Annotated in this window: 21 protein-coding genes; 4 read left to right on the top strand and 17 right to left on the bottom strand. The window is 62.1% G+C overall.

Annotated features, from left to right (window positions below):
* Positions 1 to 19: 19 nt before the first annotated feature.
* The 12 genes from WBA38_RS02485 to WBA38_RS02430 form a co-directional block, all read right to left on the bottom strand.
* A complete protein-coding gene (locus WBA38_RS02485) occupies positions 20 to 631 on the bottom strand; it encodes a hypothetical protein (protein ID WP_424321967.1) in 612 nt (203 codons plus the stop codon).
* Positions 631 to 1,509, bottom strand: coding sequence for a hypothetical protein (locus tag WBA38_RS02480; RefSeq protein ID WP_424294321.1), 879 nt, complete (start codon positions 1,507 to 1,509; stop codon positions 631 to 633). Before WBA38_RS02480 ends, WBA38_RS02485 begins: the two co-directional genes overlap by 1 nt.
* Positions 1,473 to 2,921, bottom strand: a complete 1,449-nt coding sequence (locus tag WBA38_RS02475; protein ID WP_424294320.1) for an MCE family protein — start codon at positions 2,919 to 2,921, stop codon at positions 1,473 to 1,475. Before WBA38_RS02475 ends, WBA38_RS02480 begins: the two co-directional genes overlap by 37 nt.
* Positions 2,921 to 4,174: an MlaD family protein gene (locus WBA38_RS02470; protein ID WP_424294319.1), complete on the bottom strand. Its 1,254-nt coding sequence runs from the start codon at positions 4,172 to 4,174 to the stop codon at positions 2,921 to 2,923. Before WBA38_RS02470 ends, WBA38_RS02475 begins: the two co-directional genes overlap by 1 nt.
* Entirely contained in the window at positions 4,174 to 5,430 is a 1,257-nt protein-coding gene (locus WBA38_RS02465; RefSeq protein ID WP_424294318.1) for an MCE family protein, read from the bottom strand. Before WBA38_RS02465 ends, WBA38_RS02470 begins: the two co-directional genes overlap by 1 nt.
* A gap of 1 nt (position 5,431) precedes the next feature.
* Positions 5,432 to 6,658, bottom strand: a complete 1,227-nt coding sequence (locus WBA38_RS02460) for an MCE family protein (protein ID WP_424294317.1) — start codon at positions 6,656 to 6,658, stop codon at positions 5,432 to 5,434.
* A 20-nt stretch (positions 6,659 to 6,678) separates the two neighbouring features.
* Positions 6,679 to 7,734, bottom strand: a complete 1,056-nt coding sequence (locus tag WBA38_RS02455; RefSeq protein WP_424321966.1) for an MCE family protein — start codon at positions 7,732 to 7,734, stop codon at positions 6,679 to 6,681.
* A complete protein-coding gene (locus WBA38_RS02450) occupies positions 7,734 to 8,912 on the bottom strand; it encodes an MCE family protein (protein WP_424294315.1) in 1,179 nt (392 codons plus the stop codon). Before WBA38_RS02450 ends, WBA38_RS02455 begins: the two co-directional genes overlap by 1 nt.
* A gap of 5 nt (positions 8,913 to 8,917) precedes the next feature.
* A complete protein-coding gene (locus WBA38_RS02445; protein WP_424294323.1) occupies positions 8,918 to 9,769 on the bottom strand; it encodes an MlaE family ABC transporter permease in 852 nt (283 codons plus the stop codon).
* A gap of 3 nt (positions 9,770 to 9,772) precedes the next feature.
* On the bottom strand, positions 9,773 to 10,537 hold the full coding sequence (locus WBA38_RS02440) for an MlaE family ABC transporter permease (RefSeq protein WP_424294314.1): 765 nt from the start codon (positions 10,535 to 10,537) through the stop codon (positions 9,773 to 9,775).
* A gap of 149 nt (positions 10,538 to 10,686) precedes the next feature.
* A complete protein-coding gene (locus WBA38_RS02435) occupies positions 10,687 to 11,577 on the bottom strand; it encodes a 3-oxoacyl-ACP reductase (protein ID WP_424321965.1) in 891 nt (296 codons plus the stop codon).
* Between the two features lie 84 nt (positions 11,578 to 11,661).
* A complete protein-coding gene (locus WBA38_RS02430) occupies positions 11,662 to 11,856 on the bottom strand; it encodes a ferredoxin (RefSeq protein ID WP_424321964.1) in 195 nt (64 codons plus the stop codon).
* A gap of 123 nt (positions 11,857 to 11,979) precedes the next feature.
* Here WBA38_RS02430 and WBA38_RS02425 point away from each other — a divergent pair, with 123 nt between their 5' ends.
* Genes WBA38_RS02425 through WBA38_RS02415 form a run of 3 tightly spaced genes read left to right on the top strand, consistent with a single transcriptional unit; the run spans position 11,980 to position 15,838 of the window.
* Entirely contained in the window at positions 11,980 to 13,161 is a 1,182-nt protein-coding gene (locus WBA38_RS02425) for an acyl-CoA dehydrogenase family protein (protein WP_424321963.1), read from the top strand.
* Positions 13,162 to 13,189: 28 nt separating this feature from the next.
* Positions 13,190 to 14,302: an acyl-CoA dehydrogenase family protein gene (locus tag WBA38_RS02420; protein ID WP_424321962.1), complete on the top strand. Its 1,113-nt coding sequence runs from the start codon at positions 13,190 to 13,192 to the stop codon at positions 14,300 to 14,302.
* 21 nt (positions 14,303 to 14,323) lie between these two features.
* Positions 14,324 to 15,838: an AMP-binding protein gene (locus WBA38_RS02415; protein WP_424293115.1), complete on the top strand. Its 1,515-nt coding sequence runs from the start codon at positions 14,324 to 14,326 to the stop codon at positions 15,836 to 15,838.
* Positions 15,839 to 15,969: 131 nt separating this feature from the next.
* Here the strand turns inward: WBA38_RS02415 and WBA38_RS02410 are convergent, their stop codons facing one another.
* Positions 15,970 to 17,100: an NAD(P)H-dependent flavin oxidoreductase gene (locus WBA38_RS02410; protein WP_424293116.1), complete on the bottom strand. Its 1,131-nt coding sequence runs from the start codon at positions 17,098 to 17,100 to the stop codon at positions 15,970 to 15,972.
* Positions 17,101 to 17,130: 30 nt separating this feature from the next.
* Entirely contained in the window at positions 17,131 to 18,759 is a 1,629-nt protein-coding gene (locus WBA38_RS02405) for an acyl-CoA synthetase (protein ID WP_424293117.1), read from the bottom strand.
* On the opposite strand from WBA38_RS02405, the gene WBA38_RS02400 reads away from it, so the two are divergent.
* Complete coding sequence (locus WBA38_RS02400; protein WP_424321961.1) at positions 18,727 to 19,626, top strand: crotonase/enoyl-CoA hydratase family protein; 900 nt, start codon at positions 18,727 to 18,729, stop codon at positions 19,624 to 19,626. The two genes, WBA38_RS02405 and WBA38_RS02400, sit on opposite strands and share 33 nt — an antisense overlap.
* 92 nt (positions 19,627 to 19,718) lie before the next feature.
* On the opposite strand, the gene WBA38_RS02395 is transcribed toward WBA38_RS02400, so the two are convergent.
* The 3 genes from WBA38_RS02395 to WBA38_RS02385 form a co-directional block, all read right to left on the bottom strand.
* Entirely contained in the window at positions 19,719 to 20,939 is a 1,221-nt protein-coding gene (locus WBA38_RS02395) for an acyl-CoA dehydrogenase family protein (protein WP_424321960.1), read from the bottom strand.
* Positions 20,940 to 21,069: 130 nt separating this feature from the next.
* Positions 21,070 to 21,747: a TetR/AcrR family transcriptional regulator gene (locus WBA38_RS02390; protein WP_424293120.1), complete on the bottom strand. Its 678-nt coding sequence runs from the start codon at positions 21,745 to 21,747 to the stop codon at positions 21,070 to 21,072.
* Positions 21,748 to 21,828: 81 nt separating this feature from the next.
* The gene (locus WBA38_RS02385; RefSeq protein WP_424321959.1) at positions 21,829 to 22,863 is read right to left on the bottom strand and encodes an LLM class F420-dependent oxidoreductase; all 1,035 of its coding nucleotides are present in this window, start codon (positions 22,861 to 22,863) and stop codon (positions 21,829 to 21,831) included.
* Positions 22,864 to 22,916 lie beyond the last annotated feature (53 nt).

The raw sequence follows: 22,916 nt of genomic DNA, 5'->3' as shown, positions 1-22,916 counted from the left end.
GGCGGAGCCAGCTAGCTAGTTAGCCAGCTGGGGTTGCGGGCGGTGCCTGGGTGGTCGGGGCCTGCGGGGCGCCGGGGATCGGGACAGCGCCGGGAGGCGGTGCACCGGTAACGCCAGTCATGCGGTCGCGGAGGCTCTGATCGTCAAGAATGTCGATCCCATTGATCTTCCACATGTCACCATGCTTTTCCATCGTGAAGATCAGCCGCGACTTGTCGATCTGGACCTCGGAGACGTCGTTGCGGGTCGACGACTGGTTGATGAACAGCATCACCTTCGAGGTGTTACGCGTGTTCTCCATGGTGCCCGCGCCCTGGACAGTCACTACAGTCGAAACACCCTGCTTCTTGACACCGTCGGCAACCTTCTCCGAAACGATATTCTTCTGGTATTCCTTCTGCGCTTCACCCGTCAGGCGACCCATGGTCGCGTTGATGTGAGCGTCAACGTCCTTGGGATTCCACGAGAACATTTCGACGACGTACTGTTCGGCCGCTTCCTTCGACGAATCGCGGGCCCGTTCCTCGGCCGCAGCATTCGCGTAGACGATGCCTAGAAAGACGGTAACCGCCACCACCAGAACGACGATGGCCGCCAACAGCGGCAGCAGCCACTTCTGTGTCCGACTCATTACGCCACCCAATCGAAGTACGTCATCTTCAGTTCGCCGTTGATGCGGGTCATATCGACGCGGGCACGGAACGTTGCGAAGTCGCTATTCTTCTTGTCGTTCTTGGGGTGACCCTCCCACGCGTACACGACGAGGACCGACCCTTCTTCCTCGGTCGACTTCGACACCGCGTCAGCAAGGACGGTCGTCTTAGTGACCATGTCGCCCTTGCGGATCATGTCGGCAACCTGCTTCATGTTCTCCTCGAACATTTGCTTGGCGCGACCGCTGGTCTTCTCCATCGCATTCCGGTACATCTGGTCCGCGTTATCCGGGTTCAGGGTGCTCATCGAGACGACCATCTGCTGCGCAAACGTCGAGTACTCGGCCCGAAGTTCCCGCTGGTGATCGATCTTCGAGTACTGGTAGCCGAAGAACGCCGACAGGACGATGCCCACGACAACCAGCAGTGCGGTCAGCGCGGCCGCAACGACCATCCATGCCGAACCACCACTTGCCTTCGTCGCGGCAGACTCCCGGACAACCGAGTCCCGACCCGCTACCTTTTTGCGGCGACGCTCACGGTAGGCAGCGTTGCTCGCGACCTCGTCACCATCCGGCTCGACGGCAATCGTTTCCGTCTCGTCATCAGCGATTTCAGTGTCGGTCTTGTCGATACTGACCTTCGCAGCACCGGCGTCGTCAGCATTCGCCTCGTCGACACTGGCCTCGTCGACATTGGCCGTATCAACGCCGGCCTCGTCGACACTGTCTGTGGGAACCTCGACGGCAGGCTTCGACGCCTTATTGCGGCGTCGGCCTAGCGGGCTGCTCCGTTGGACAGCGTTCTCGTCGGGCGAAGTCAGTTTTCTACCGGGTTCGTTATCAGGTCGGTCCATGTGCCGCTCTTGTTCTTGGCCTTCGCCGAATCGTTTTCGCTGGTCACGTACGTCTTGCCGTCGGGGCCGATGAACTGACCGGTCTCGGGGTCGTACGTGGTGGCGTAAACGGCAGGCGATGGGTCGTAGTCGGTCGGTGTTCCCGGAACCACATAGCTGGACGGCTTATTGGCCGGCTTGGGGTCCTTCGGCAGGTTGGTGCCGGGGAGACCGTTCGGGAATGCCAGGTTTCGTTGCGGATCGGGTTTGAATCCGGTCCGACATTCAGCTGGCGTCGGTGCACGACGGCCCGGGAATTCCGCGCACGGGAAGTTACGGGCACCGCGGACTGCGGTTTGCGAGTCTTGCGGGAGTCGGCACAGCAGCCCCGGTGGGAGTTCGCGCGCATCCTGGACGGACGGGAAGCGCCACTGGTCTGGGGGCATGAACCCGACAGTACAGGCTGGCGGGTCCTGGAAGCCGAGGCCAAAGTTCACGTTCGGTCCATGCCGGTTGCTTCCGCTGTTGATCGCGGTGATCAACGCCGACAGCACACGGGGGTACAGCACGACGATCTGCTGCAGGTTCGGCAGGTACACCGACTGAGTGTGCGCTGCGACCTTCAAGTTCGACACGGCGAGCGGGAACGAGGTGTTCATGCTCTCGAATAGCGCTTGCGTTTGCGATGCAACGCCGGGCCCCTTCGCCAGAATGTCAGAGACATCCGGACGGCTGGCGCGAAGCTGATCGGTCACCGTCACGAGGTCCTTGGTCCACGAGCGGATGTCGTCGGCCGTGCGGTTCTGCGTGGCGAGCAACGGGCCGGCCTGGCGTACCAGGTCGACAGTCGTGTCGACATTCTTGTCGAGTTCCCCAACAAACAGGGTCATCGAATCCATGAGGCGTTGCAGATCTTCACCGGTTCCGTTGAAAGCCAGGAAGGCTTCGTCCATGACCGATCGGATTTGGGAGTCGCCGACCGCGTTGAGGAGGGCGTCCGCTTGGTCGAGCATCGACGAGATCTCGACTGGGATCTCGGTGACCTTGACCTGATCACCGTCGGTGAGGTTGCTGCTCGACGGCTGCGCCGGGGGCACAAACTCGACGAACTGCTCACCAATGGCCGAGACACTTCGCACCGAGGCAGTCGAGTTACTGGGAATCTTGGTGGACGAGTTGATCGACAGATTCGCTTCGACGCCGGTGGGCGTCAGATTCACGGCCGTCACCTTGCCAACGTCGACGCCGCGGTAACTGACGTTCGCGTTCTGATACAGACCGCCCGTCGAGTCCATGGCGACCTTGACGTTGTAGCTGCCGATCCCAAACATCTGCGGGACGCGAATGTAGTACACGGCCATCGCAACCATCGAGATCACAGTGACAATGCTGAAGATGATCAACTGCATGCGAACAAAGGGAGTGATCTTCATTAGTTACCCCCACCAATCTTCGGCAGCAGATCTTCCAGCGTGGGATTGCCGGGGTTCTGCTGTTTACGTTCGGTCGGGCCCTTCTTCAGTGGCGCATTGAACGGGTTTGCCCCGTTCTTGGATCCGCCCGCAGGCTTACCGACAACAATCTCCGGGCCCGGTGTGACAACCGACTCCACCATCGTCTTGTTGAGTCGCTTCCAGGTCAGGTCGAGGACGAGATCGGAGTTCACGTAGTCGCCCTTGACGATCGTCGGGATCAGTTCCTCGACGAACGGGAAGGTCAGCAAGATACGTAGCGAGTTCGACAGTGCCGGACCGGTCTGCGCCAACTGATCGAGCAGTTCGCGCAGATTTGGTACCACGGCGCGGATGTCGTTGCCGCTCGCGTCGAGGACTTGGTTCGCAGTCTTCGACAGGTTGCCGACACTGTCCATTGCCGCAGTGAGGTTCTCGCGCTGATCAACCAGCAACTGGAGGATCTTCGGCGCGCTAACCAGCGCACGCTGGATGGTCGGCGTCTGTGCGTTCATCGTCGCTGACAGCCGGTCGAGGCCCTCCATCGCGCTGATGATGTTCCCGGTCTGCGTATTGAGGTCGGAAACCAGGACATTGAGGCGCGGGACCAGCTTGGTCAGCGTTTCCGAGTTGCCGGAGAACACCTGGTTCATCTCGTGGACGACGTCGCCCATCTGCGACAATCCGCCACCGTTAAGGACCACGGACAGCGAACTCAGTACCTGTTCGGTTGTCGGGTACATGCACGGGTCAACGGTCTGCGCCGAGGTGATGTCCGGGACCTTCTTTGCGTCGGTCTGCGCGATCTCACCGGTCTTCGGGCAGTTCGGCAACGACAGCGAGCCACCGTTGGCCAGGTAGGCACCGGTCGGCTTCTCTGGCGGCACAATCGCGATGTGCGACGAGCCGAGGACGCTGGTCATGGCCACCATCGCGTGCGAGCCGACGGGTACCTTCGCGTCCTTATTGAGGCGCAGGGTCAGCTTCGCATTCCAGTTATCGATGGTGATTTCGCCGATGCTGCCGACAGTGATGTCGTCCATCATGACGGGCGCATTGCGGACCAGGCCGGCCGCAGACGGGATCATCGCATTGATCTCGTAGCCATCGGCCCCGGTACCTGCGGCACCAAAGGCGGCAAGGGTGGAGATGCTCTCACTGCTGCAACCAGCGGTAATCGGCACCAGCACCAGGCTCGCGGCCATCAGCGCTGCCGCTACTTTCTTAGACTTCATTATCCTTCACCGCCGAACGGGACCAGGAGCCGCTTGAGCGGGTCGGGAGTCGCTGCGCGGGTTGCCGCATCGCGGTCTCGCACCCCCTGCTTTGCCCGTTGTTCAACGCTCGCGTTCTGGTAGGTGATCTGGTCGGGATTCGCCGATCGGCCGATCACCGGGTTGGACAAGAACGGCGGGTAGTTGACGACGATGTCCTTCAGGACCGGTGCCAGCATGTCCACACACTGTTCGATGTCGGCCTCAGTGTCGCCGGGACGCGAGGTGGCCGCCATGCTGCCGCAGAGCAACGAGATCAGGTTGTTGCCCATACCAAGACCGAAGACGCCGTCAAGAGAGCCAGCAAGCGGGTTGTAGATATTGAAGAAGTTGGCCAGCTGGTTGGGACCCGAGTGCAGGAGGCCGCGGAGCTGCTCATCCTTGCGCTTGAGCGTTCCCGTCAACTGCGCCAGCTTCTCGGTGGTATCCGAGATCACGCCGCTGTTGGTACCGAGGAAGCCTTCGAGTTCGGTGACGGCCTCGTTGAGGTTCGTCATGGCATCGCCGAGCTCACCGCTGCTGCCCGCAAGGACATCACTGACGCTAGCCATGCGGCCATTGAACTGGACGAGCTGCTCGTGGCTGGTCGACAGCGCGTCGGTCAGCTTTTGCAGGCTCTTGATAGTGGCGAAGACATCGTCGCGGTTGTCGGACATGGTGCCCATCACGCGGGACATTTCCTTGATCGACTCGGAGATCGCCTTGCCGTTGCCCGACAGGTTCTTGTCCATCACGTCAATTGCGGCGACTGCGGTACCCGGATCGGTGCCGTCTGGCCCAATGGCCTTCGTGAGCTCGTCCAACTGCTTCTTGACGTCGTCCCATTCCATGGGCACAGCGGTGTGATCCATTTGGATGGTGCCGCCGTCGGACATTTCCTTGCCTCCGCTGAACGCGGGGGTCAGCTGGACAAAACGACCGGAGACCAACGACTGGGCCACGACGACCGCACGCGCATCGGCGGGAATCGGGGTGTCTCGGTCGATCCGCAGGGTGACCTTCACATCGCCCGTGCGGGGTTCGATGCCCGACACCTTGCCGATATTGACGCCGATCACACGCACGGGGTCGCCGGTGTACAACCCACTGAGACTCGGGAAGTACGCGGTGACCGTGCGGGTAGTGGCCTTCTGAACGCCGAAGTATGCGCCGACTGCCAGCAATGCCAGGACCAGAGCGGCAGCAATGCCAGCACCGATTTTACGGTTGAAACGCATGTCAGCCTCCGTTTCCGTGTCGCTGGCCAGGTGGCAGGTCGTTGTTGTTCTGCGGAGCCTGCGGGATCACCGTCGGGTTCTGTCGCTTCGGCGCAGGCCGACCGACATCAGGTGCACCCACGTTGGGACCCGGCTCCCAGTTCTTCGGGATCAGGGGGTTGCCGGAGTAATCGAGGAAGTACTTCGCAGCCTCGGGGTACTTCCGCTGCAGCACCTTCAAGAAGGTACCGAAGTAGTCACCGAAGGTCGGCAGACCGACCAGTGAGGAGAAGTACGGTCCACCGCTGACGGCTTCGCCGAGGATGTTGGCGTACGGGCCGAGACGGTCAATGGCCTTGCCAAAGTTCTCTTCGTTGTCGTTGAGAATGTTCAGCACACCGTTGAACTTGTCGAGGACCGGCTTCATCTGCGCATTGTTCTCTTCGATGAAGAGGGTGATCTGCGCGGTCACGTCCTTGGTGCCCTTGATGACCTGACGGAGCGCCTCGCGGCGAAGGTTCAATTCACCGAGCAATGCGTTGGCATCGAGCAGCATCTGGCGGATCTGATCGCTGCGCTGGCCAACAACATCGGTAACGCCGCGGGCACGCCGAAGCAGGTCACTGAGCGCGTTATCGCGGTCGGCGATGGCCTTCGACAGTCGTCCCACACCGGTGACCGCTTCGCCCACGTTGGCGGGCGTCTTGGAGAACGTCTGCGTCAGTGTTTCCAGCGCGCGGTTCAGTTCATCGGTGTCGGTGGTCTCGAGCGTGCTGGTGGCATCGTCGAGAGCATCGGTGAGCGAGTATGGCGAGACCGTCGAGTCGATCGGGATGGATCCACCCGGGCGGATGCGCTCGGTGCCGATGGGGGTGATCGTCAGGTTACGGCGACCCAGAACGGTCTCGGTCTTGATCGAGGCGCGCGAACGGTCACCCATTTCGATGGTGTCGTTCATGCGGAAGCGAATCTTCGCCTTGAGTCCGTCAGCGGTGTCGGCGATGGAAATGTTCTGCACCGTACCGACATTGACGCCCGAAACCAGCACGACATCGCCAGTGACGAGGCCGCCGGCATCGTCGAAGTAGGCGTCGTACGAACTGATCTGCGACAGGAAGGGCAGGCGGTCGATCTGCATAGCCGTGATGACGAGCATCGCGGTGAGAATGACACCGATGACGCCGATCTGCCACTTTGGTCGGCCATCACGGACGAACGGCTGCGGGTCGGCATCCACGTCGTGTTCCATGTGGGAATTGTTGCTCTCGCTCAACTTGCGCACCTCCCGCCGGCCTTAGTCGAATCGCCCATCGCATCGATGGCCGTGAAGTAGTACTGAGTGTTTCCCGGACCCGGGACTAGCAGTCGGATGCGGCAGAAGTAGATCTGCAGCCAGGATCCGTAGCTACCGAGGTTCGACAGCATCTTGAAGTCGCCGGGGAGCCGCCCGAGCAGGTCGCGAATGAAGGCTTCAGACTTCAATGCCTGACCACTCGTGACTCCCAGCGAAGTGAGGCTCTGGGTGACGTCGGGTCGGATGTCGCTCATCAGACTGGCGAGCCCGGTGGTGGCCTTGCCTGCCTGCGTGATCGCTTCGCCGAGGACAACGCGATCACCAGCGAGTCCGGAAATCAGCTGCTGCATGCGATCGACGCTCTGATCAAGTCCGCGATGGTCGGCTTCGAGCGTCCCCATCGTGGTGTTGAGGTTGTCGATGACGCTGCCGATGAGCTTGTCGCGGTCGGCGATCGAGTTCGTGAACTCTCCCGTGTTGGCGAGCAGCTTGTTGAGACCCGGTCCCTGACCCTGGAAAACCTCGATCAGCGACGCTGACAGTTGGTTGACCTCTTTGGGATCGAGGGTGCGGAACAGCGGCTTAAAACCACCGAGCAGGTTGTCGAGGTCGAGTGCCGGCTCAGTCTGCGTCATCGGGATTTCATCACCGGCCGACAGCGTCTTGTTGAGATCGCCAGTTCCGGGCTGCAGTTCCAGATACCGGTCACCGGTGAGGTTCTGGTAGCGGATCAACGCCTGCACCGAGGTCGGCAGACGGTAGTTGGAGTTGACGCTGAACGAGATACGGGCTTCGTTCTCGCGGGTCAGGTCGATCGAATTGACGGCGCCGACATCAACGCCGGCGATCTTGACGACACTGCCCGACTTCATGGCCGAAGCACTGGCGAAGACGGCCGTGTACTTATCGCTGCTTCCACTCTGGTAGCGACTGAACACCAACACCAGTCCGGTAAACACAAGGACCATGGCGACCGCGAAAGCGGTGAGTTTGATGACCGTCGCACGAAATGCGCGTGCGCGAGTATCCACTAGGGGGTACCTCCGAACAGCAGTTGGAACAGCTTGCGCGATTCCACCTTGGGGGTGGTACGCGGCTGGTACGGCTGCGCTGCGTTATCGATGACGTAGAAGGGAATGTGTTCCTTGGACTGGACGTTGCTCAGACCTGCATCGCAAGTGGGCGCGCCGTTACCTCGGACCTCGGGGAGGTCCTGCGGGAAGCGGTACGGGTCCTTGCCGGGGGTCAAGCCTGCGTCGAGCAGCAGCATACCGTTGCGGCCACCAAGGAGCGGCGTCGCAATGTCGGTGGCATCTGATGCGGCCGTGATGAAGCAGCGCAGGCCGGGAGCCTGTCGCCCGAGCAACTCTGCGACCGGATTCAAGTCGCTGAGCATCGCGATCAGGTCGACCTTTGACTTCGACAGCATGCTGTTGCCTGCGTTGGCCATACCGGTCACGTTCATCAGCAGTGAGTCGAGGTTCGACGCGTTTTCCACGAGCGTGTTTCCAAAGACAGTCGAGTTGTCGACGACACGCATCAGGTCGGGCATCACGTCCGCGAACACGTTGGTCGCGGTCGATGCCTCGGTGAGCAGTCGGTTCAGTTCCGGCAGGTACTTGTTGGTCGTGCCGAGAACATTGGTCAGCTGGACAAGCGCATTGCCGATTTCCTTACCGCGCCCGGACAGTGCTTCGTCGACGGCACCGATGGTGACGTTGAGCTTGTCGGGCTGCAGTTGCGCGAGGACATTCACGAGCTGCTGGTAGACGGTGTTGAGTTCGACGACCACGTGGTCGGCCTTGATCTCAGCGCCCGGGGTGAGCTGGCCCTTGGGGCCGGTCTCCGGAACCACGAGGTTAACGGCCTTGGCTCCGAAGATGGTGTTGGACTTGATGTCCGCAAACACGTTTTCGGGCAGGAACTGCATCTGGTCGCTCTTGATGTTGAGCGTCAGCTTGGCCTCATCGCCGACAATGTCGATGGCGTGGACTCGTCCGACCTCAGCACCGCGGAGTTTCACCTTCGCGTCCGGGTTCATCACCAGGCCGGCGCGTTTCGCCATCAAGGTGATCTGCTGCGTGTCCTGGAAGGCACCCAAGAACTGGGCAGAGGCCAGCGCAATAATGCCGCCAAGCACGCCAACCATGATCAGTGCGGCAATCTTGCGCGTGCCGCCGCTGTAGCCGCGCCTATTTACTTTCGCCATCTAACTCAGCCCGCCAGGTTGAACTTGCCGTCGGCGCCATAAATGGCGAGCGACGTCAGGAGCGTAATGATCACGACAACGACCAGCGAGGAGCGGACCGCATTGCCGACTGCCACGCCGACGCCGACGGGGCCGCCGGAGGCGTTGAAGCCGTAGTAGGTGTGAATGAGCATGACCGCAACCGCCATACAGATGGCCTGGACAAACGACCACAGAATGTCGGAAGGGATCAAGAAGGTCGAGAAGTAATGGTCGTACACGCCGGAAGACTGCCCGTAGAGGACGACGGTCGCAAACCTACTGGCCAAGAACGACGCGAGCGCGGCGAGCGAGTACAGCGGGATGATCGCGACGAGGCCGGCGACAATACGCGTGCTGACCAGGTACGGGACCGAGGCGATCGCCATCACTTCGAGGGCATCGATTTCTTCGGAGACGCGCATGGCGCCAAGTTGGGCGGTCGCACCTGCACCGATGGTGGCCGCCAATGCGATACCCGCAATCACCGGAACCGCGATGCGGACGTTGATGAACGCGGAGAAGAAGCCGGTCAGGGCCTCAACACCGATGTTGGCGAGCGAACTGTAGCCCTGCACGGCGATGGTGCCGCCGGTGAACAGTGTCAGGAAGCCGACGACGACAACAGTGCCGCCAATCATGGCGAGGGCACCGGTGCCCATGGAGATCTCCGCGATCAGGCGGAGGGTCTCCTTCTTATAGAGGCGCAGTGCGCGGGGAATCGAGATGATGGCGTCCCAATAGAAAAGGGCCTGGTCACCAATCTTGTTCCAGTCTTCGCTCGCACGCGAAAGCGCGGTGCGGGCAGTAAGTAGTCGGGTAGTACCTGGCAGAACCATCATCTATCCCATCGTCGCCTTGAGACCGACCGCCGTGACGACCACGTTCACGACGAACAGCGCCATGAACGAGTAGACGACGGTCTCATTGACGGCGTCTCCGACGCCCTTCGCTCCACCTTTAACGTTGAGGCCGCGGTAGCAGCCAACGAGTCCGGCGAACAGGCCGAAGAGCGCGGCCTTGATCATCGAGATGATGAGCTCGCCGAGCCCGGTGAGCAGGGTGAGGTTGGCGATAAATGCGCCGGGGTTCACGTCCTGCAGGTACACGGAGAAGATGAAGCCACCGGCAATACCGATGGTGCACACCAGGCTATTGAGCAACAGCGCCACACCGGTCGAGGCAATCACGCGCGGGACCACCAATCGGTGGACCGGGTTGATACCAAGAACTTCCAGAGCGTCGATCTCTTCGCGAATGGTGCGGGCACCGAGGTCGGCGCAGATGGCGGTCGCACCAGCACCGGCCACGATGAGCACGGTGACGATGGGACCAATCTGGGTGATGGTGCCGAGTGCGGCACCGGCGCCCGAGAGGTCCTGTGCGCCGATTTCACGGAGAAGGATATTGAGTGTAAAGCTCACCAGAACGGTGAAAGGGATTGCGACAAGGAGAGTCGGAACCAACGACACGCGGGCGATGGCCCACGACTGTTCAACGGTCTCCCGCCACTGGAACGGTCTGCGAAAAAGTTCGCGCGCGGATTCCACACCGAGCGAGACGAACTCCCCTACGCCGTTCATGGGGGCTGCGAGTCTACTCGGCAACGTCCCCTCCTCCCGCTTTAATGTTGGCAACCTATCACGTGGAAATCATTGTGCTCGGCGTTACATTCCGAGCCGGGCAGACTTCGGCCCTAGTTCTTCGATGACCTATTAGTCCGTTTACACGACACAGTAAAACAGGTCAGCGTTGCCTATTCCATCAAATCCGACGCGGAGAAAGTGCCCGCATGGTCCGGCGATGCAAAATATCCCGTCATCGCAGCACTTAGCGAATCAGTGTCCCAAATTTCACCCTCGGCAGCAAAGACTTCCTGCACCCGCGGGGCGGCCATGAGGCTGACCTTCGGTCCGTAGACGACGAAGATCTGGCCGGACACATTCTGCGCTTCCGGGCTCGCAAGGTAGCGAACCAGGTTCACCACATGCTCCGGCGACAACGGGTCAACGGTGCCCTCGGGGGCATCGCCGAAGACGTCAGCTGTCATCGCGGTACGGGCCCGCGGGCAAATGGCGTTGGCAGTGGCGCCGTAACGGGCCAGTGCGCGGCTTGCCGAGACGGTCAGCATCGAGATGCCAGCCTTGGCTGCCGAGTAGTTCGCCTGGCCTGCGCCACCGAGCAGCGCAGCCTCAGACGAGGTGTTGATGAGGCGACCGAACACGGGAGCTCCGGCGGCCTTTGACTCTGCGCGCCAGTGAGCGGCAGCATTGCGGTTAAGCAAGAAGTGACCGCGCAGGTGCACACGGATCACGAGGTCCCACTGGTCGTCGGTCATGTTGAAGAGCATCGCGTCGCGAGTGATTCCCGCATTGCTCATCACCACATGCAGTCCGCCGAGGTCCTCGGTGGCTACGCGCATGATCTCGGTCGCGGTCGCCGAATCGGCAATGTCACCGGCGACAGGCACAGCCTTGCCACCGAGTGATGCGATCTCATCGAAGACGTCGCTGGCATCGAGAGCCTGCTGGAGGTCGTTGACGATGACGGTGGCCCCGTCGCGTGCGAGACCAATGGCCTCCGCGCGACCCAGGCCGGCACCTGCACCGGTGACTACTGCTACCCGACCATCCAACGACTGACTCACGTGATTCCCTTCAAACATCCAAAAGTAGAACTTGTTCTAACACAGATCCGACCGAGCGGCCAGCCGACCTGATCGGACCAGGTACTAGTCGTCGTGGATCGACAACGCCGATCGCGGGCAGCTCGCTACCACCTGGCGCATCTCCTCGCGACGCGTCTCAGCGACGTCATCTTGAAGAATCACCAGGTAATCGTTGTCATCCAGCTCGAAGACATCGGGTGCCATGCCGACACAGACAGCATTTGACTCACACAGGTCGTAATCGCATTTGATGTGCATCAGTTTCTCCTCCGCTTGCGGCCCTCACAGTTGACGGGCTCGCCTCCTACACGTTAGAACGTGTTTCAGTCCTAGGGAAGCAGTATTACCCCCAAAGTGGGAAACAGCAACGGTGGGAGAGCCATGCAGATCGCCTACACGCAAGCACAAGAAGAGCTCCGCAACGAGCTTCGTGCTTACTTCAACGACCTGATGACACCGGAGCGCCGCGCAGCGCTCACCGGTGGCGACGGGGAACTCGGCGAGGGCGACGCCTACCGCGACGTCGTGCGCCAGATGGGCCAGGACGGATGGCTGGCGCTCGGCTGGCCGACCGAATTTGGGGGCGCAAACCGCTCGATGATGGATCAGCTGATCTTCACCGACGAGGCCGCAATCGCGGGCGCACCAGTCCCGTTTTTGACCATCAACTCAGTCGCGCCGACCATCATGCATTTCGGCACCGAGGAGCAGAAAAAGTTCTTCCTGCCGAAGATCGCCGCGGGAGAACTGCACTTCTCGATCGGCTACTCCGAGCCGGGCGCAGGCACCGACCTCGCGGCACTGCGTACGACCGCCGTCAAGACCGGCGACGAGTACATCGTCAATGGTCAGAAGATGTGGACGTCGCTAATCCCCTACGCCGATTACGTGTGGCTCGCTTGCCGCACCGATCCGGAAGCGGCCAAGCACAAGGGCATCTCGATGCTCATCATGCCCACCACGGCCGAAGGCTTCTCGTACACCCCGGTGCACACCATGGCCGGCGTCGACACTAGCGCGACCTACTACCAAGACGTGCGCATCCCCGCCGCCAATCTGGTCGGCGAAGAGGGCGGCGGCTGGTCACTGGTGACCAACCAGCTCAACCACGAGCGCGTTGCCCTGGTGAGTGCCGCCCCCATCCAGACGGCACTCCGCGAGACGGTCGCTTTCGCGAACGAAGAAGTCGACGGCCGTCGTCTCATCGACACCCCGTGGGTGCGGGCCAATCTCGCGAAAGTACACGCCAAGGTCGATTTCTTGAAGCTCGCCAACTGGAAGGTCGCTTCGATCGCGGCATCCGGCGGCTCACCGTCGCCCGCCGACGCGTCGGCCACCAAGGTGTTCGGCACCGAGTTCGCGACCGAGGCCTACCGACTGCTGATGGAGGTCGTCGGACCTGCCGCCACGCTGCGCCAGGGCACACCCGGCACGCATCTACTCGGCCGACTCGAGCGCTTCCAGCGCACTTCGTTGATCCTCACGTTCGGTGGCGGCACCAACGAAGTCCAGCGCGACATCATCGGTATGCGCGAACTCAAACTTCCGCCCGCCCGCCGCTGACTCGCCGCCCACATCTTTAGGAGACATCATGGATTTCACCCCTACCGAAGCGGCAACCGACCTGGCGAAGCTCACCGCCGACATCGTCAACCGCATTTCCCCGGCCGACCGCGTCGCCGAGCTTGAAAGCGCCAACGCACCCATCGACGAGCGCCTGTGGGCTGAGCTTGCCGGTGCCGGCCTGCTCGGCTTGGCCGCCCCCGAATCGGCTGAGGGCGCTGGCCTCACCACGCTCGAAACTGTCGCTGTCGCAACCGAACTCGGACGCGGGCTGGCTCGCGTTCCATTCGGCCCGCACGCCGTCGCCGGTGTTCCCGTCGTCACCGCACACGGCTCCGACGAGCTTGTCGCCGAACTGCTCACTGCAGCGGCAACCGGCGGAAAAACGATCACGGTTGCCGTCGAGGAAGACCGCAACTACACCGTCGCGCAGCCCCGCACAGTCCTCGACGGCGCTAGCCTCTCGGGCACCAAGGTGAACGTTCCGTACGCCGCCGTCGCCGATGTTGTCCTGGTCTCGGCTGCCACGCCGGACGGTGCCGTCGTGGTTGCGGTTCCGGTCAACGATGCAAACGTGACCATCACCGAGACCCGCGTAACGGGCCTCACGCCCGCGTACACGGTCGAGTTCAACGGCGTCAATGTCCCGGCGTCACACGTCCTCGGTGGCGGTGCGGAAACGGTCGCCAAGTTGGTCGACCTGCTGCGCCTGGCAATCTGCGCCGACCAAGAGGGCGCCACCTCAGCGGCCCTGGCAGCCACCGCCGAGTACGCCCGCGAACGCGAACAGTTCGGTCGTGCCATCGGCTCGTTCCAGGCCGTCGCCCAACGCCTGGCCGATGCGTTCATCGACATTCAGGGCCTCTCGCTGACGACCACCCAGGCGGCATGGCTGCTATCGGGACTGGCCGAGACCACGCCGGGAGAGGCGACCATCGCCGTCAACGCCGCCAAGTTCTGGGCCGCCGAAGCCGGACATCGCGTGGCGCACACCGCCGTTCACGTTCACGGTGGCGTCGGCCTCGACACCACCCACACGGCACACCGCTACTTCCTGCGCGCCAAGCAGAACGAGTTCACGCTCGGTAATGCACCCGTCGTCCTCGACGAGTTGGGCGACCTCCTCGCCGCACAGGTTTAGGGCTTACGGACACTAGAAGTCATGACCGGACCGACAGTTTCTGACGCACGCACATTTATCGAGTTGCTTGAGCCCCTGCGCGAGGTGACCGATCGAGGCATGTTCTTCGACGGTGACTTCGTGTCGTGGCGCGACCATCTCGTCGCCAGTCGGCGGCGCGCGGCAGCACTGTCGGCCCGGTTGGCTTCGCAGCGGCCGCCGCACATTGGGATCCTGCTCCCCAATGTTCCCGAATTCAGTTACCTGTTCGGCGCTGCGGCGCTCGGCGGGTTTGTCCTCGTCGGTCTCAACAGCACGCGTCGCGGCGAGGCCCTCGCCGCTGACGTCGCACTATCGGACTGCCAGTTGGTGGTCGTATCGGACGAGACCGCCGACCTCCTGCCAAGCACCCTGCCGGTGCCACTGCTGAATATCGATTCCCCCGAGTGGTCGTCGATGGTTCAGTCGGCGTCCGCCGATGACTTCGTCGAACCGCAGGTGCGGCCCGACGACATGCTGATGCTGATCTTTACTTCCGGTACCACCGGCAACCCCAAGGCCGTCCGGTGCAGCCAACGAAAGTTCGCGGCGCCGGGCGTCATGCTCTCCACGCGGTTCGGCCTGACGCGCGACGACGTCGCCTATCTGTCGATGCCGATGTTCCATTCCAATTCGCTGATCGCCGGTTGGTCGGTGGCGGCCTCCGCGGGCGCGTCTTTCGTGATTCGGAAAAAGTTTTCGGCATCGGGTTTCTGCGACGACGTTCGCCGCTACGGCGTCACCTACGCCAACTATGTCGGCAAGCCGCTGCACTACATTCTGGCGACCCCGGAGCGGCCCGACGACGCCGAGGTGACGCTCCGTTTGATGTACGGCAATGAGGCCTCGGCGACCGACCGCGCCGAGTTCCTACGGCGGTTTAATGCCCGCGTGGTTGACGGTTTTGGGTCAACGGAAGCGGGCGTGTCGATTACGCGGACCGCCGAAACCCCCCACGATGCGCTTGGCCCGCTGGTGGCACCGAACGCGATCGTCAATCCGGACACCTTGGAACCGGTTGCGGTTGGCGAGGTTGGCGAAATCGTGAACGCTTCTGGCCCAGGACTTTTCGACGGCTATTACGGTGACGATGCCGCAACGGCCGAGCGGATGCGCGGCGGCATGTATCGGACCGGCGATCTCGGCTGGGTCGACGCCGAAGGCTTTGTTCATTTCGCCGGCCGCATCGGCGACTGGCTGCGCGTCGACGGGGAGAATCTGGGCACCCGCCCGATTGAGCAGATCCTGCTGCGCCATCCACAGATTACCGACGCCACCGTGTTGGGCATCCCGGACGAGATCGGCGACACCGTAGGAGCGGTCGTGGTGGCCCCCGGCCTCACCGAGACCTCACTCATCGAGTTCTTGGCGGCCCAGGACGACTTGGGCCCCAAGCAGTGGCCAACCACGGTCTGGCTCACCGACACCCAGCCGGAAACCGCAACATTCAAAACAGCGCGCGCAGCGCTAGCGGCCTCATTGGGCAAGCCCACCTGGCGAATCCAGCCACAACGGTAGCGGCAGGAGCAGCAGCCGACCGAAATCCGTCGGCGTACGACACCCGGACGCCCCCAATAGATAGGTCAAGCCGGCAGTCACTACGGGGGTGTGACTGCCGGCCGACAGGGGACGGGCGAACCGTCCGCAACCTATTCTAGTGTCGAATTCATTCGTTGCACAGCAACTTTGTACTCTGCGACGAGATCGTCGATAAGTTCCTGCACCGGCGTGATCGAGTTGCAGCGACCCACGATCTGACCTGCGGGCATGGCGACGACCTTGGGATCGTCGGATGCCGAGATGCGGGCATGAGCCTCTCCGACGAGCAAATTCTGCAGCGGCATCGGCAGGGCATCGGGCGCGCCGGGCGCATCCCAGGCATCCGTCCACGCCGTCTTGAGCAGACGCGCCGGCTTGCCCGAGTAGATCCGACGACGCACGGTGTCGCGCGACGTCGCAGCCAACAACGCCTGCTGAACCGTGGTCGGACCGTCGCCGTGAGCACCGAGGCGATACTCCGCCGCCGTCAGCCAGTAGGTCCCCATCCAAACACCCTGTGCACCGAGCGCAATGGCCGCGGCGATCTGACGGCCACTGCCGACACCACCGGCGGCCAGGACCGGATGGTCGCCGACCGCATCGACAAGCTCGGGCCACAGGATCATCGAGGTGACCTCACCGGTGTGGCCGCCGCCCTCGTAGCCCTGCGCGATCACAATGTCGACGCCAGCATCCACATGGTGCAGCGCATGCTCCTTGGCGCCAGCGAGCGCCGCGACGGCCACGCCATTCTCGTGCGCCAGGTCAATCACGTCCTGGGGCGGCGAGCCGAGGGCATTGGCGATCAACTTGATCTGCCCGTACTTGCGCTTGTGTTCCATCGCGATGTCGACGTGCGAGCGGGCTACCGAATGCAGCCAGCCCAGGACACCGGTGTTAACCCGGTCGCCACCGTCCGGCAGCGGCGGGACGCCGAGGTCATCGAGGGTCCGCTCGACGAACGCGCGATGCTCCGGCGGAATCATCGTGTCAAGATCCACCTTCGATCCCTCGGTCGGGATCTTGGCAGGCATCACGACATCGACACCAAAAGGCTTGCCGTCGGTGTTCTCGTGCATCCACTCGAGGACCTCGTCGAGCTCCTCAGCCTCGTTAAAACGCACGCAACCAAGCACACCGAGTCCGCCGGCGCGACTGATGGCGGCGGCGACCTCCGCGCTCGGGGTAAAGCCAAAGATCGGGTAGTCGATCCCGAACTTCTCGCACAATGGGGTTTTCATGACGGTCCTGTCGTTAAAGGTGATCGGAAGTTACAGCGATTGATCAGCGGGACGCGAGTCAGTGATCTCGCGGGCCCAGCGATAGTCGGGTTTGCCTGCGGGCGAACGCTTTACGGCGTCCACGATCCACAGGCTGCGCGGGCATTTGTAGCCTGCAAGTTCCTGGCGCACAGTCTCGTTGAGCGACTGAAGGGTCGGAACAACACCATTCCGAACGGCGGCAACGGCAGCAACACGCTGCCCGAACCGCTCGTCGGCGACGCCCACGACGACGACATCGTCAATATCGCGGTGTGCCTTGAGTGCGGCTTCAACTTCTTCCGGGAAGACCTTCTCGCCACCGGTATTGATCGACATCGAGCCACGCCCGAGCATGGTGATGGTCCCGTCGGCCTCAAGCACGGCGGTATCGCCGGGCATGGAGTAGCGCACACCGTCGTAGACGACAAAAGTCTCGGCAGACTTGGCTTCGTCATTGTGATAGCGCAACGGAATGTGTCCCGATCGGGCGAGCCGTCCGGGCTGGCCCGTTCCGGGTTCAAGAGGCTTACCGTCGTCGGAGAGGACGTGCGTGTTGGGGTCGGCCTTCACGGTCGGCGCACCGACCCGACTCTGCCCCTTAATGGCCATTCCCATGCCACCGAAGCCAGTTTCTGACGAGCCGATGGCGTCGACGATCACGGCATTCGGGAACTTCTCCAAGTAGCGATCCTTCACCGAAGGCGAGAACAGCGCCGCCGATGACGCCACCGATACCACCGTCGAGGTGTTGTAGTCGCCTGCTTCGAGTGCATCGATCATCGGCTTGGCCATCGCATCACCGGTAATAAACAGGACGTTGACACCGTGCCGGTCGACGGCCTCCCAGACGGCCTTGGGATCGAAATCGGGGTAGACCACCGCCTTGCCGCCAGCGAACAGCGACTGGAACACGGCCCACTGACTGCCACCGTGAATGAAGGGTGGGACCGGGAAGCGCACCAACTGGCCGCCCGCCGCACCGGTTTCGGCGTGCTCCCACTCGTTGGCGATCGGCGTTCCGGAGTACCAGTCGATGCCTCCGCCGAGAACTCGCCACACATCTTCCTGACGCCAGATGACGCCCTTCGGCTTACCCGTGGTGCCGCCCGTGTAGAGCATGTACAGGTCGTCGTTGGAACGCTCTTCAAAGTCGCGGGCGCGCGAACTCGAAGCGATCGCCTCCTCAAATGCGGAGACCGCCAAATTTTCGTCCGAACAGTCGACGGCCACATCCGACCCGTCGTCGATGACGATTCGCGCAAGAATGTCGGTTGTCGTACTCGCCAACACGTTGCAGACCTTGGGCGTGTACTCCCGCTCGTGGATCAACACCTTCATTTGGGAGTCGACAAAGATGTGCTCGAGTTCGCTCTCCACGTACCGGTAGTTCACGTTGACCATCACCGCGCGCGCCTTGAAGATCGCGATCATCGCCTCGACGGATTCGATGGTGTTCTTGCTGTACAGCCCCACAGAGTCGCCCGGTTGCACACCGAGTTCGCGAAGCTTGTGAGCGAGCGCGTTGGCACGCTCGTCGAGGTCGATGTATGTGCGAGTACGGTCGCCGGATTCGAGTGCGATGCGGTCGGGCATGAGGTCGACAGCATGCTCGAAAAGGTCCGCAATAGTGAAGGCCATGCGTCAAAACTAGAACGTGTTACTGTTCGCGGCAAGGTTATCGCGACACCAGGAGGAAAGTTGACCGCAGCGAACACCGACGCCGCCCCGGAATGTCTCGTCGAAAAGCGGGGCCACGTACTGATCGTGACGCTGAATCGCCCGCAGGCGCGTAACGCGCTGTCGGGCCCCATGATGCGCATCATGGAGCAGGCGTGGGACCAGGTCGACTCGGATCCCGACATTCGCGTTGCGATCCTCACCGGCGCGGGTGGCTACTTCTGTGCCGGTGCCGACCTGAAGGCGATGAACCAATCCGCGCCGGGCGATTCATTCGCCAAGGGCGGCTGGGACCTCACCAAGATGCCGGCTCTCCTCAAGGGTCGTCGTCTCACGAAGCCGTTGATTGCTGCCGTGGAAGGCCCCGCGATTGCCGGTGGCACAGAAATCTTGCAGGGCACGGATATTCGCGTCGCCGCGGAGAGCGCGAAGTTCGGTGTCTCCGAAGCGAAGTGGGGCCTCTTCCCACTCGGTGGCAGCGCCGTGCGCCTGGTCCGCCAGATTCCCTACACCGTCGCCGCTGACATCTTGCTGACCGGACGCCACATCACGGCAGCCGAAGCCAAGGAGTACGGCCTCGTCGGACACGTGGTCCCCGACGGTACCGCCCTCGACAAGGCCCTCGAGATCGCCGATCAGATTGCCGCCAACGGACCCCTCGCGGTGCAGGCCATCCTCAAGACCATTCGCGATAGCGAAGGGATGCACGAAGAGGAGGCATTCAAGATCGACGCCGAACTCGGTTCCAAGGTGTTCCAGTCGAAGGACGCAAAAATCGGCCCGCGTGCGTTTGCCAACCGCGAGAAGCCCGTCTTCACCGGCGAGTAGTTCGCTAACACTGCATAACAGTTCCCGCTCACGGTCGTTGTTCCGACTATTCGGACCATCGACGGTGAGCGGGAACCGTTATGTGCGGCCGACTACTTCGCAACCAGGTCGCGGTACTGGCGCAATTCCTGACGGGCGATGGCTCGCTTGTGCACTTCGTCCGGGCCATCGGCTAGCCGAAGGGTGCGCATGTGGGCGTAGGCCATCGCCAGCGGGAAGTCGTCGGTAACCCCTCCACCACCGTGGACTTGAATGGCTCGGTCGATAATCTTCAAGGCAATGTTCGGTGCGGCAACCTTGATCGCGGCAATCTCGGTGCGCGCTTCCTTATTACCGACGGTGTCCATCATGTAGGCGGCCTTGAGCGTGAGAAGTCGGACCATCTCAATGTCGATGCGGGCTTCGGCGATCCAGTCCTGAATGTTGGCGTTCTCGCTCACCGGCTTGCCGAAGGTGACTCGGGTGGAGGCGCGCTTGCACATCAATTCCAAAGCGCGCTCTGCCATGCCGATGGCCCGCATGCAGTGGTGAATGCGGCCGGGTCCCAGCCGCGCCTGGCTGATTGCGAAGCCCTCGCCTTCACCGGAGAGGATGTCCTTGGCGGGAACCCGCACATTCTCGAAGGTGATTTCTGCGTGCCCTTCTCGATCGTGGTACCCAAAGACCGGCAGGTTGCGGACAACGGTGACGCCGGGCGCATCAATCGGGACCACCATCATTGACTGCTGGCGGTGCGTTGCGGCATCGAAGTCGGTCTTACCCATGACAATCAGCACCTTGCAGTTCTGGTGCAGGGCGTTCGACGCGAACCATTTGTGCCCGTTCAGGACGTATTCATCGCCGTCGCGGTCCATCCGCAGTTGAATGTTGGTGGCGTCGGAGCTCGCTACTTCAGGTTCGGTCATCGCGAAGGCCGACCGGATCTCGCCAGCAAGGAGCGGCTTAAGGTACTTCTCCTTGTGTTCGTCGGTACCGAACAGCGTGAGCACCTCCATGTTGCCGGTGTCAGGGGCAGCGCAGTTGGTGGCCTCGGAAGCGAGATGACTACGCCCCATTATCTCCGCAAGCGGTGCGTATTCCAGGTTGGTCAGGCCCGGACCCCACTCCGGATGGGGGTGAAAGAGGTTCCACAAACCGCGGGCTTTGGCTTCCGTCTTTAGCTCTTCGATGATGGGAGGCTGGAAGTGCGGATTGCCGGCCTCCCGCATTTGCGCCTCGTAGACCGCCTCCGCCGGATAGACATGCTGGTCCATGAAGTCGATCAATTCAGCCTGGTACTGCTTGGTGCGATCCGAGAACTCGAAGAATGCCATGGAGACTCCTGATTTTGTGGGGAGACGGGATGGATCGAACACTCACCTCAAGTGAGCTACATCTCCCCTCCATGTATAGTTGAATCCGACGTCAACTTCAACAGAGGTTGGCCTCGAGCCGCTCCGACCGTCAGTCGCGATCAGGGAATTTCAGCGCATTAGCCCACAACTTGGTGACGGTGACAACGACGTCCTCAAAGTCCACGGGTTCACCACCAAGCCTGCCTTCGCCCAACGTGAAGGCACTAAACGCCAGGCGGCTGACCATGCCAGACAATGCAATTGACGCAATCATGGGATCCAGCGACGCGTCGGCGATACCGCGGGCCTGAAGGTCGGCTATACCGCGAGCATTACGTTCGATAAATAGATCGCCGCGCTTGTTGCGAAGTTTTCGGAACTCTGGGTCGATGTGCGCGACCTGTTCCATGATCCCCATCAGCTTCGCATTGCGTTGATATGCCGCAAGGTACGCACGGTTGCTTGCCTCGAGCACCGCGTACGGGTCGTCGGCGCTCGCGACCCGCCCCATGCCGGGATGCATCATCTCCTCGCGAGCAACTTCGAGGACCGCCGCGAACACCTCTTCCTTGTTGGCGAAGTAGGTGTAGAAGGACCCGGTCGCGCAACCGGCCCCCTTGGCGATATCAACGAGGCGAGCATCGAGGTAGCCGACATTTTCGAATACCTGACGCGCCGAGGCGATCAACGCCGCCCGGGTCCGGGCCCCACGTTGAGTCAGGGGCGGATCGCGTGGCACGGCCGGGGCGAGTGGCGTCTGCGCCACCGCAGATTCATCGTCGAGCACGGCCCCTCCTGGTCAATGAAGTCACTGGCCCAAGAATACGCACGCCAAACTCGACCTTGACGTCAAGTTCAGGTTCTTCGCTTACGCGAGCGACCCCAGCGCACGAACCGTTTCGACGTCTTTCGCCGTCACCATAAGAGTCGTCACTCCTGCCGCTTCCCACACCTTGACCTGGTCGCGGACTTCGTCGGCGGTACCGACGAGCATCGTTTCACGGACCATTTCGTCGGGAACGGCAGCGACGGCTTCGGCCTTGCGGCCCGCGCGGAACAGGCGACCGATGTCGTCGACTTGTTCGCCGTATCCCATCCGGCGGTACAGGTCAGCGTGAAAGTTCTTCTCCTCCGCGCCCATGCCGCCAACATAGAGGGCAGTCGAAGGGCGGTAGCGATCGATCGCCTCCGCGACATCGTCGGTAATGACGCACTGCACGGTGGCCGAGATCTCGAAGTCTTCGCGCGAACGACGAGCACCCTCGCGGGCGAAGCCTTCGTCGAGCCACTCGTCGTACATGCCCGACAGTCGGGGCGTGTAGAAGATCGCGAGCCAGCCGTCCGCGATCTCTGCGGTTTGGGCCACGTTCTTGGGACCTTCGGCACCGAGCCAAATCGGGATATCGGCCCGTAGCGGGTGCGTAATCGGCTTGAGTGACTTCCCCAAACCGGTGACGCCGGCCCCTTCGCGCCGCGGCAGCGGATAGTGCGGACCGTCGCTGGCCACCGCACCTTCGCGGGCGAGTACGTCGCGCACGATCGAGACGTACTCGCGGGTGCGAGCGAGCGGCTTCCCAAACGACTGCCCGTACCAACCTTCGACGACTTGCGGGCCGGACACGCCGAGCCCAATGATGTGCCGTCCGCCGGAGAGGTGATCCAAAGTCAGCGCAGCCATCGCGAGGGTTGTCGGCGGGCGGGCCGACAGCTGAGAGACGGCGGTACCCAGCCGCAGGGTCTTGGTCGCCGAACCCCACCAGGCAAGCGGCGTGTAGGTGTCCGAGCCCCAGGATTCAGCCGTGAATGCCGAGTCGAATCCCGACTCTTCCGCCGCGACCAACAGGTCGGGAACGTCGGACGGAGGCTGCGCTCCCCAATACCCCAGCTGCAAACCAAATTTCACGCCACTGCCCTTCCGTCTTTACCTTGCAGGCCAATACTAGAACGTGTTCTAGT

The organism is Gordonia sp. (in: high G+C Gram-positive bacteria) (assembly GCF_049647785.1).
Lineage (GTDB): Bacteria > Actinomycetota > Actinomycetes > Mycobacteriales > Mycobacteriaceae > Gordonia.
Note: the sequence above shows the minus strand (reverse complement) of the source record. Positions and strands in the feature narration are given on the sequence as shown.

What these genes read in the sequence shown, in the direction of transcription:
- WBA38_RS02485 (WP_424321967.1), bottom strand. Translation starts at nt 631, where the DNA reads ATGAGTCGGACACAGAAGTGGCTGCTGCCGCTGTTGGCGGCCATCGTC.
- WBA38_RS02480 (WP_424294321.1), bottom strand. Translation starts at nt 1,509, where the DNA reads ATGGACCGACCTGATAACGAACCCGGTAGAAAACTGACTTCGCCCGAC.
- WBA38_RS02475 (WP_424294320.1), bottom strand. Translation starts at nt 2,921, where the DNA reads ATGAAGATCACTCCCTTTGTTCGCATGCAGTTGATCATCTTCAGCATT.
- WBA38_RS02470 (WP_424294319.1), bottom strand. Translation starts at nt 4,174, where the DNA reads ATGAAGTCTAAGAAAGTAGCGGCAGCGCTGATGGCCGCGAGCCTGGTG.
- WBA38_RS02465 (WP_424294318.1), bottom strand. Translation starts at nt 5,430, where the DNA reads ATGCGTTTCAACCGTAAAATCGGTGCTGGCATTGCTGCCGCTCTGGTC.
- WBA38_RS02460 (WP_424294317.1), bottom strand. Translation starts at nt 6,658, where the DNA reads ATGGAACACGACGTGGATGCCGACCCGCAGCCGTTCGTCCGTGATGGC.
- WBA38_RS02450 (WP_424294315.1), bottom strand. Translation starts at nt 8,912, where the DNA reads ATGGCGAAAGTAAATAGGCGCGGCTACAGCGGCGGCACGCGCAAGATT.
- WBA38_RS02445 (WP_424294323.1), bottom strand. Translation starts at nt 9,769, where the DNA reads ATGGTTCTGCCAGGTACTACCCGACTACTTACTGCCCGCACCGCGCTT.
- WBA38_RS02430 (WP_424321964.1), bottom strand. Translation starts at nt 11,856, where the DNA reads ATGCACATCAAATGCGATTACGACCTGTGTGAGTCAAATGCTGTCTGT.
- WBA38_RS02425 (WP_424321963.1), top strand. Translation starts at nt 11,980, where the DNA reads ATGCAGATCGCCTACACGCAAGCACAAGAAGAGCTCCGCAACGAGCTT.
- WBA38_RS02420 (WP_424321962.1), top strand. Translation starts at nt 13,190, where the DNA reads ATGGATTTCACCCCTACCGAAGCGGCAACCGACCTGGCGAAGCTCACC.
- WBA38_RS02415 (WP_424293115.1), top strand. Translation starts at nt 14,324, where the DNA reads ATGACCGGACCGACAGTTTCTGACGCACGCACATTTATCGAGTTGCTT.
- WBA38_RS02410 (WP_424293116.1), bottom strand. Translation starts at nt 17,100, where the DNA reads ATGAAAACCCCATTGTGCGAGAAGTTCGGGATCGACTACCCGATCTTT.
- WBA38_RS02400 (WP_424321961.1), top strand. Translation starts at nt 18,727, where the DNA reads ATGCTCGAAAAGGTCCGCAATAGTGAAGGCCATGCGTCAAAACTAGAA.
- WBA38_RS02405 (WP_424293117.1), bottom strand. Translation starts at nt 18,759, where the DNA reads ATGGCCTTCACTATTGCGGACCTTTTCGAGCATGCTGTCGACCTCATG.
- WBA38_RS02395 (WP_424321960.1), bottom strand. Translation starts at nt 20,939, where the DNA reads ATGGCATTCTTCGAGTTCTCGGATCGCACCAAGCAGTACCAGGCTGAA.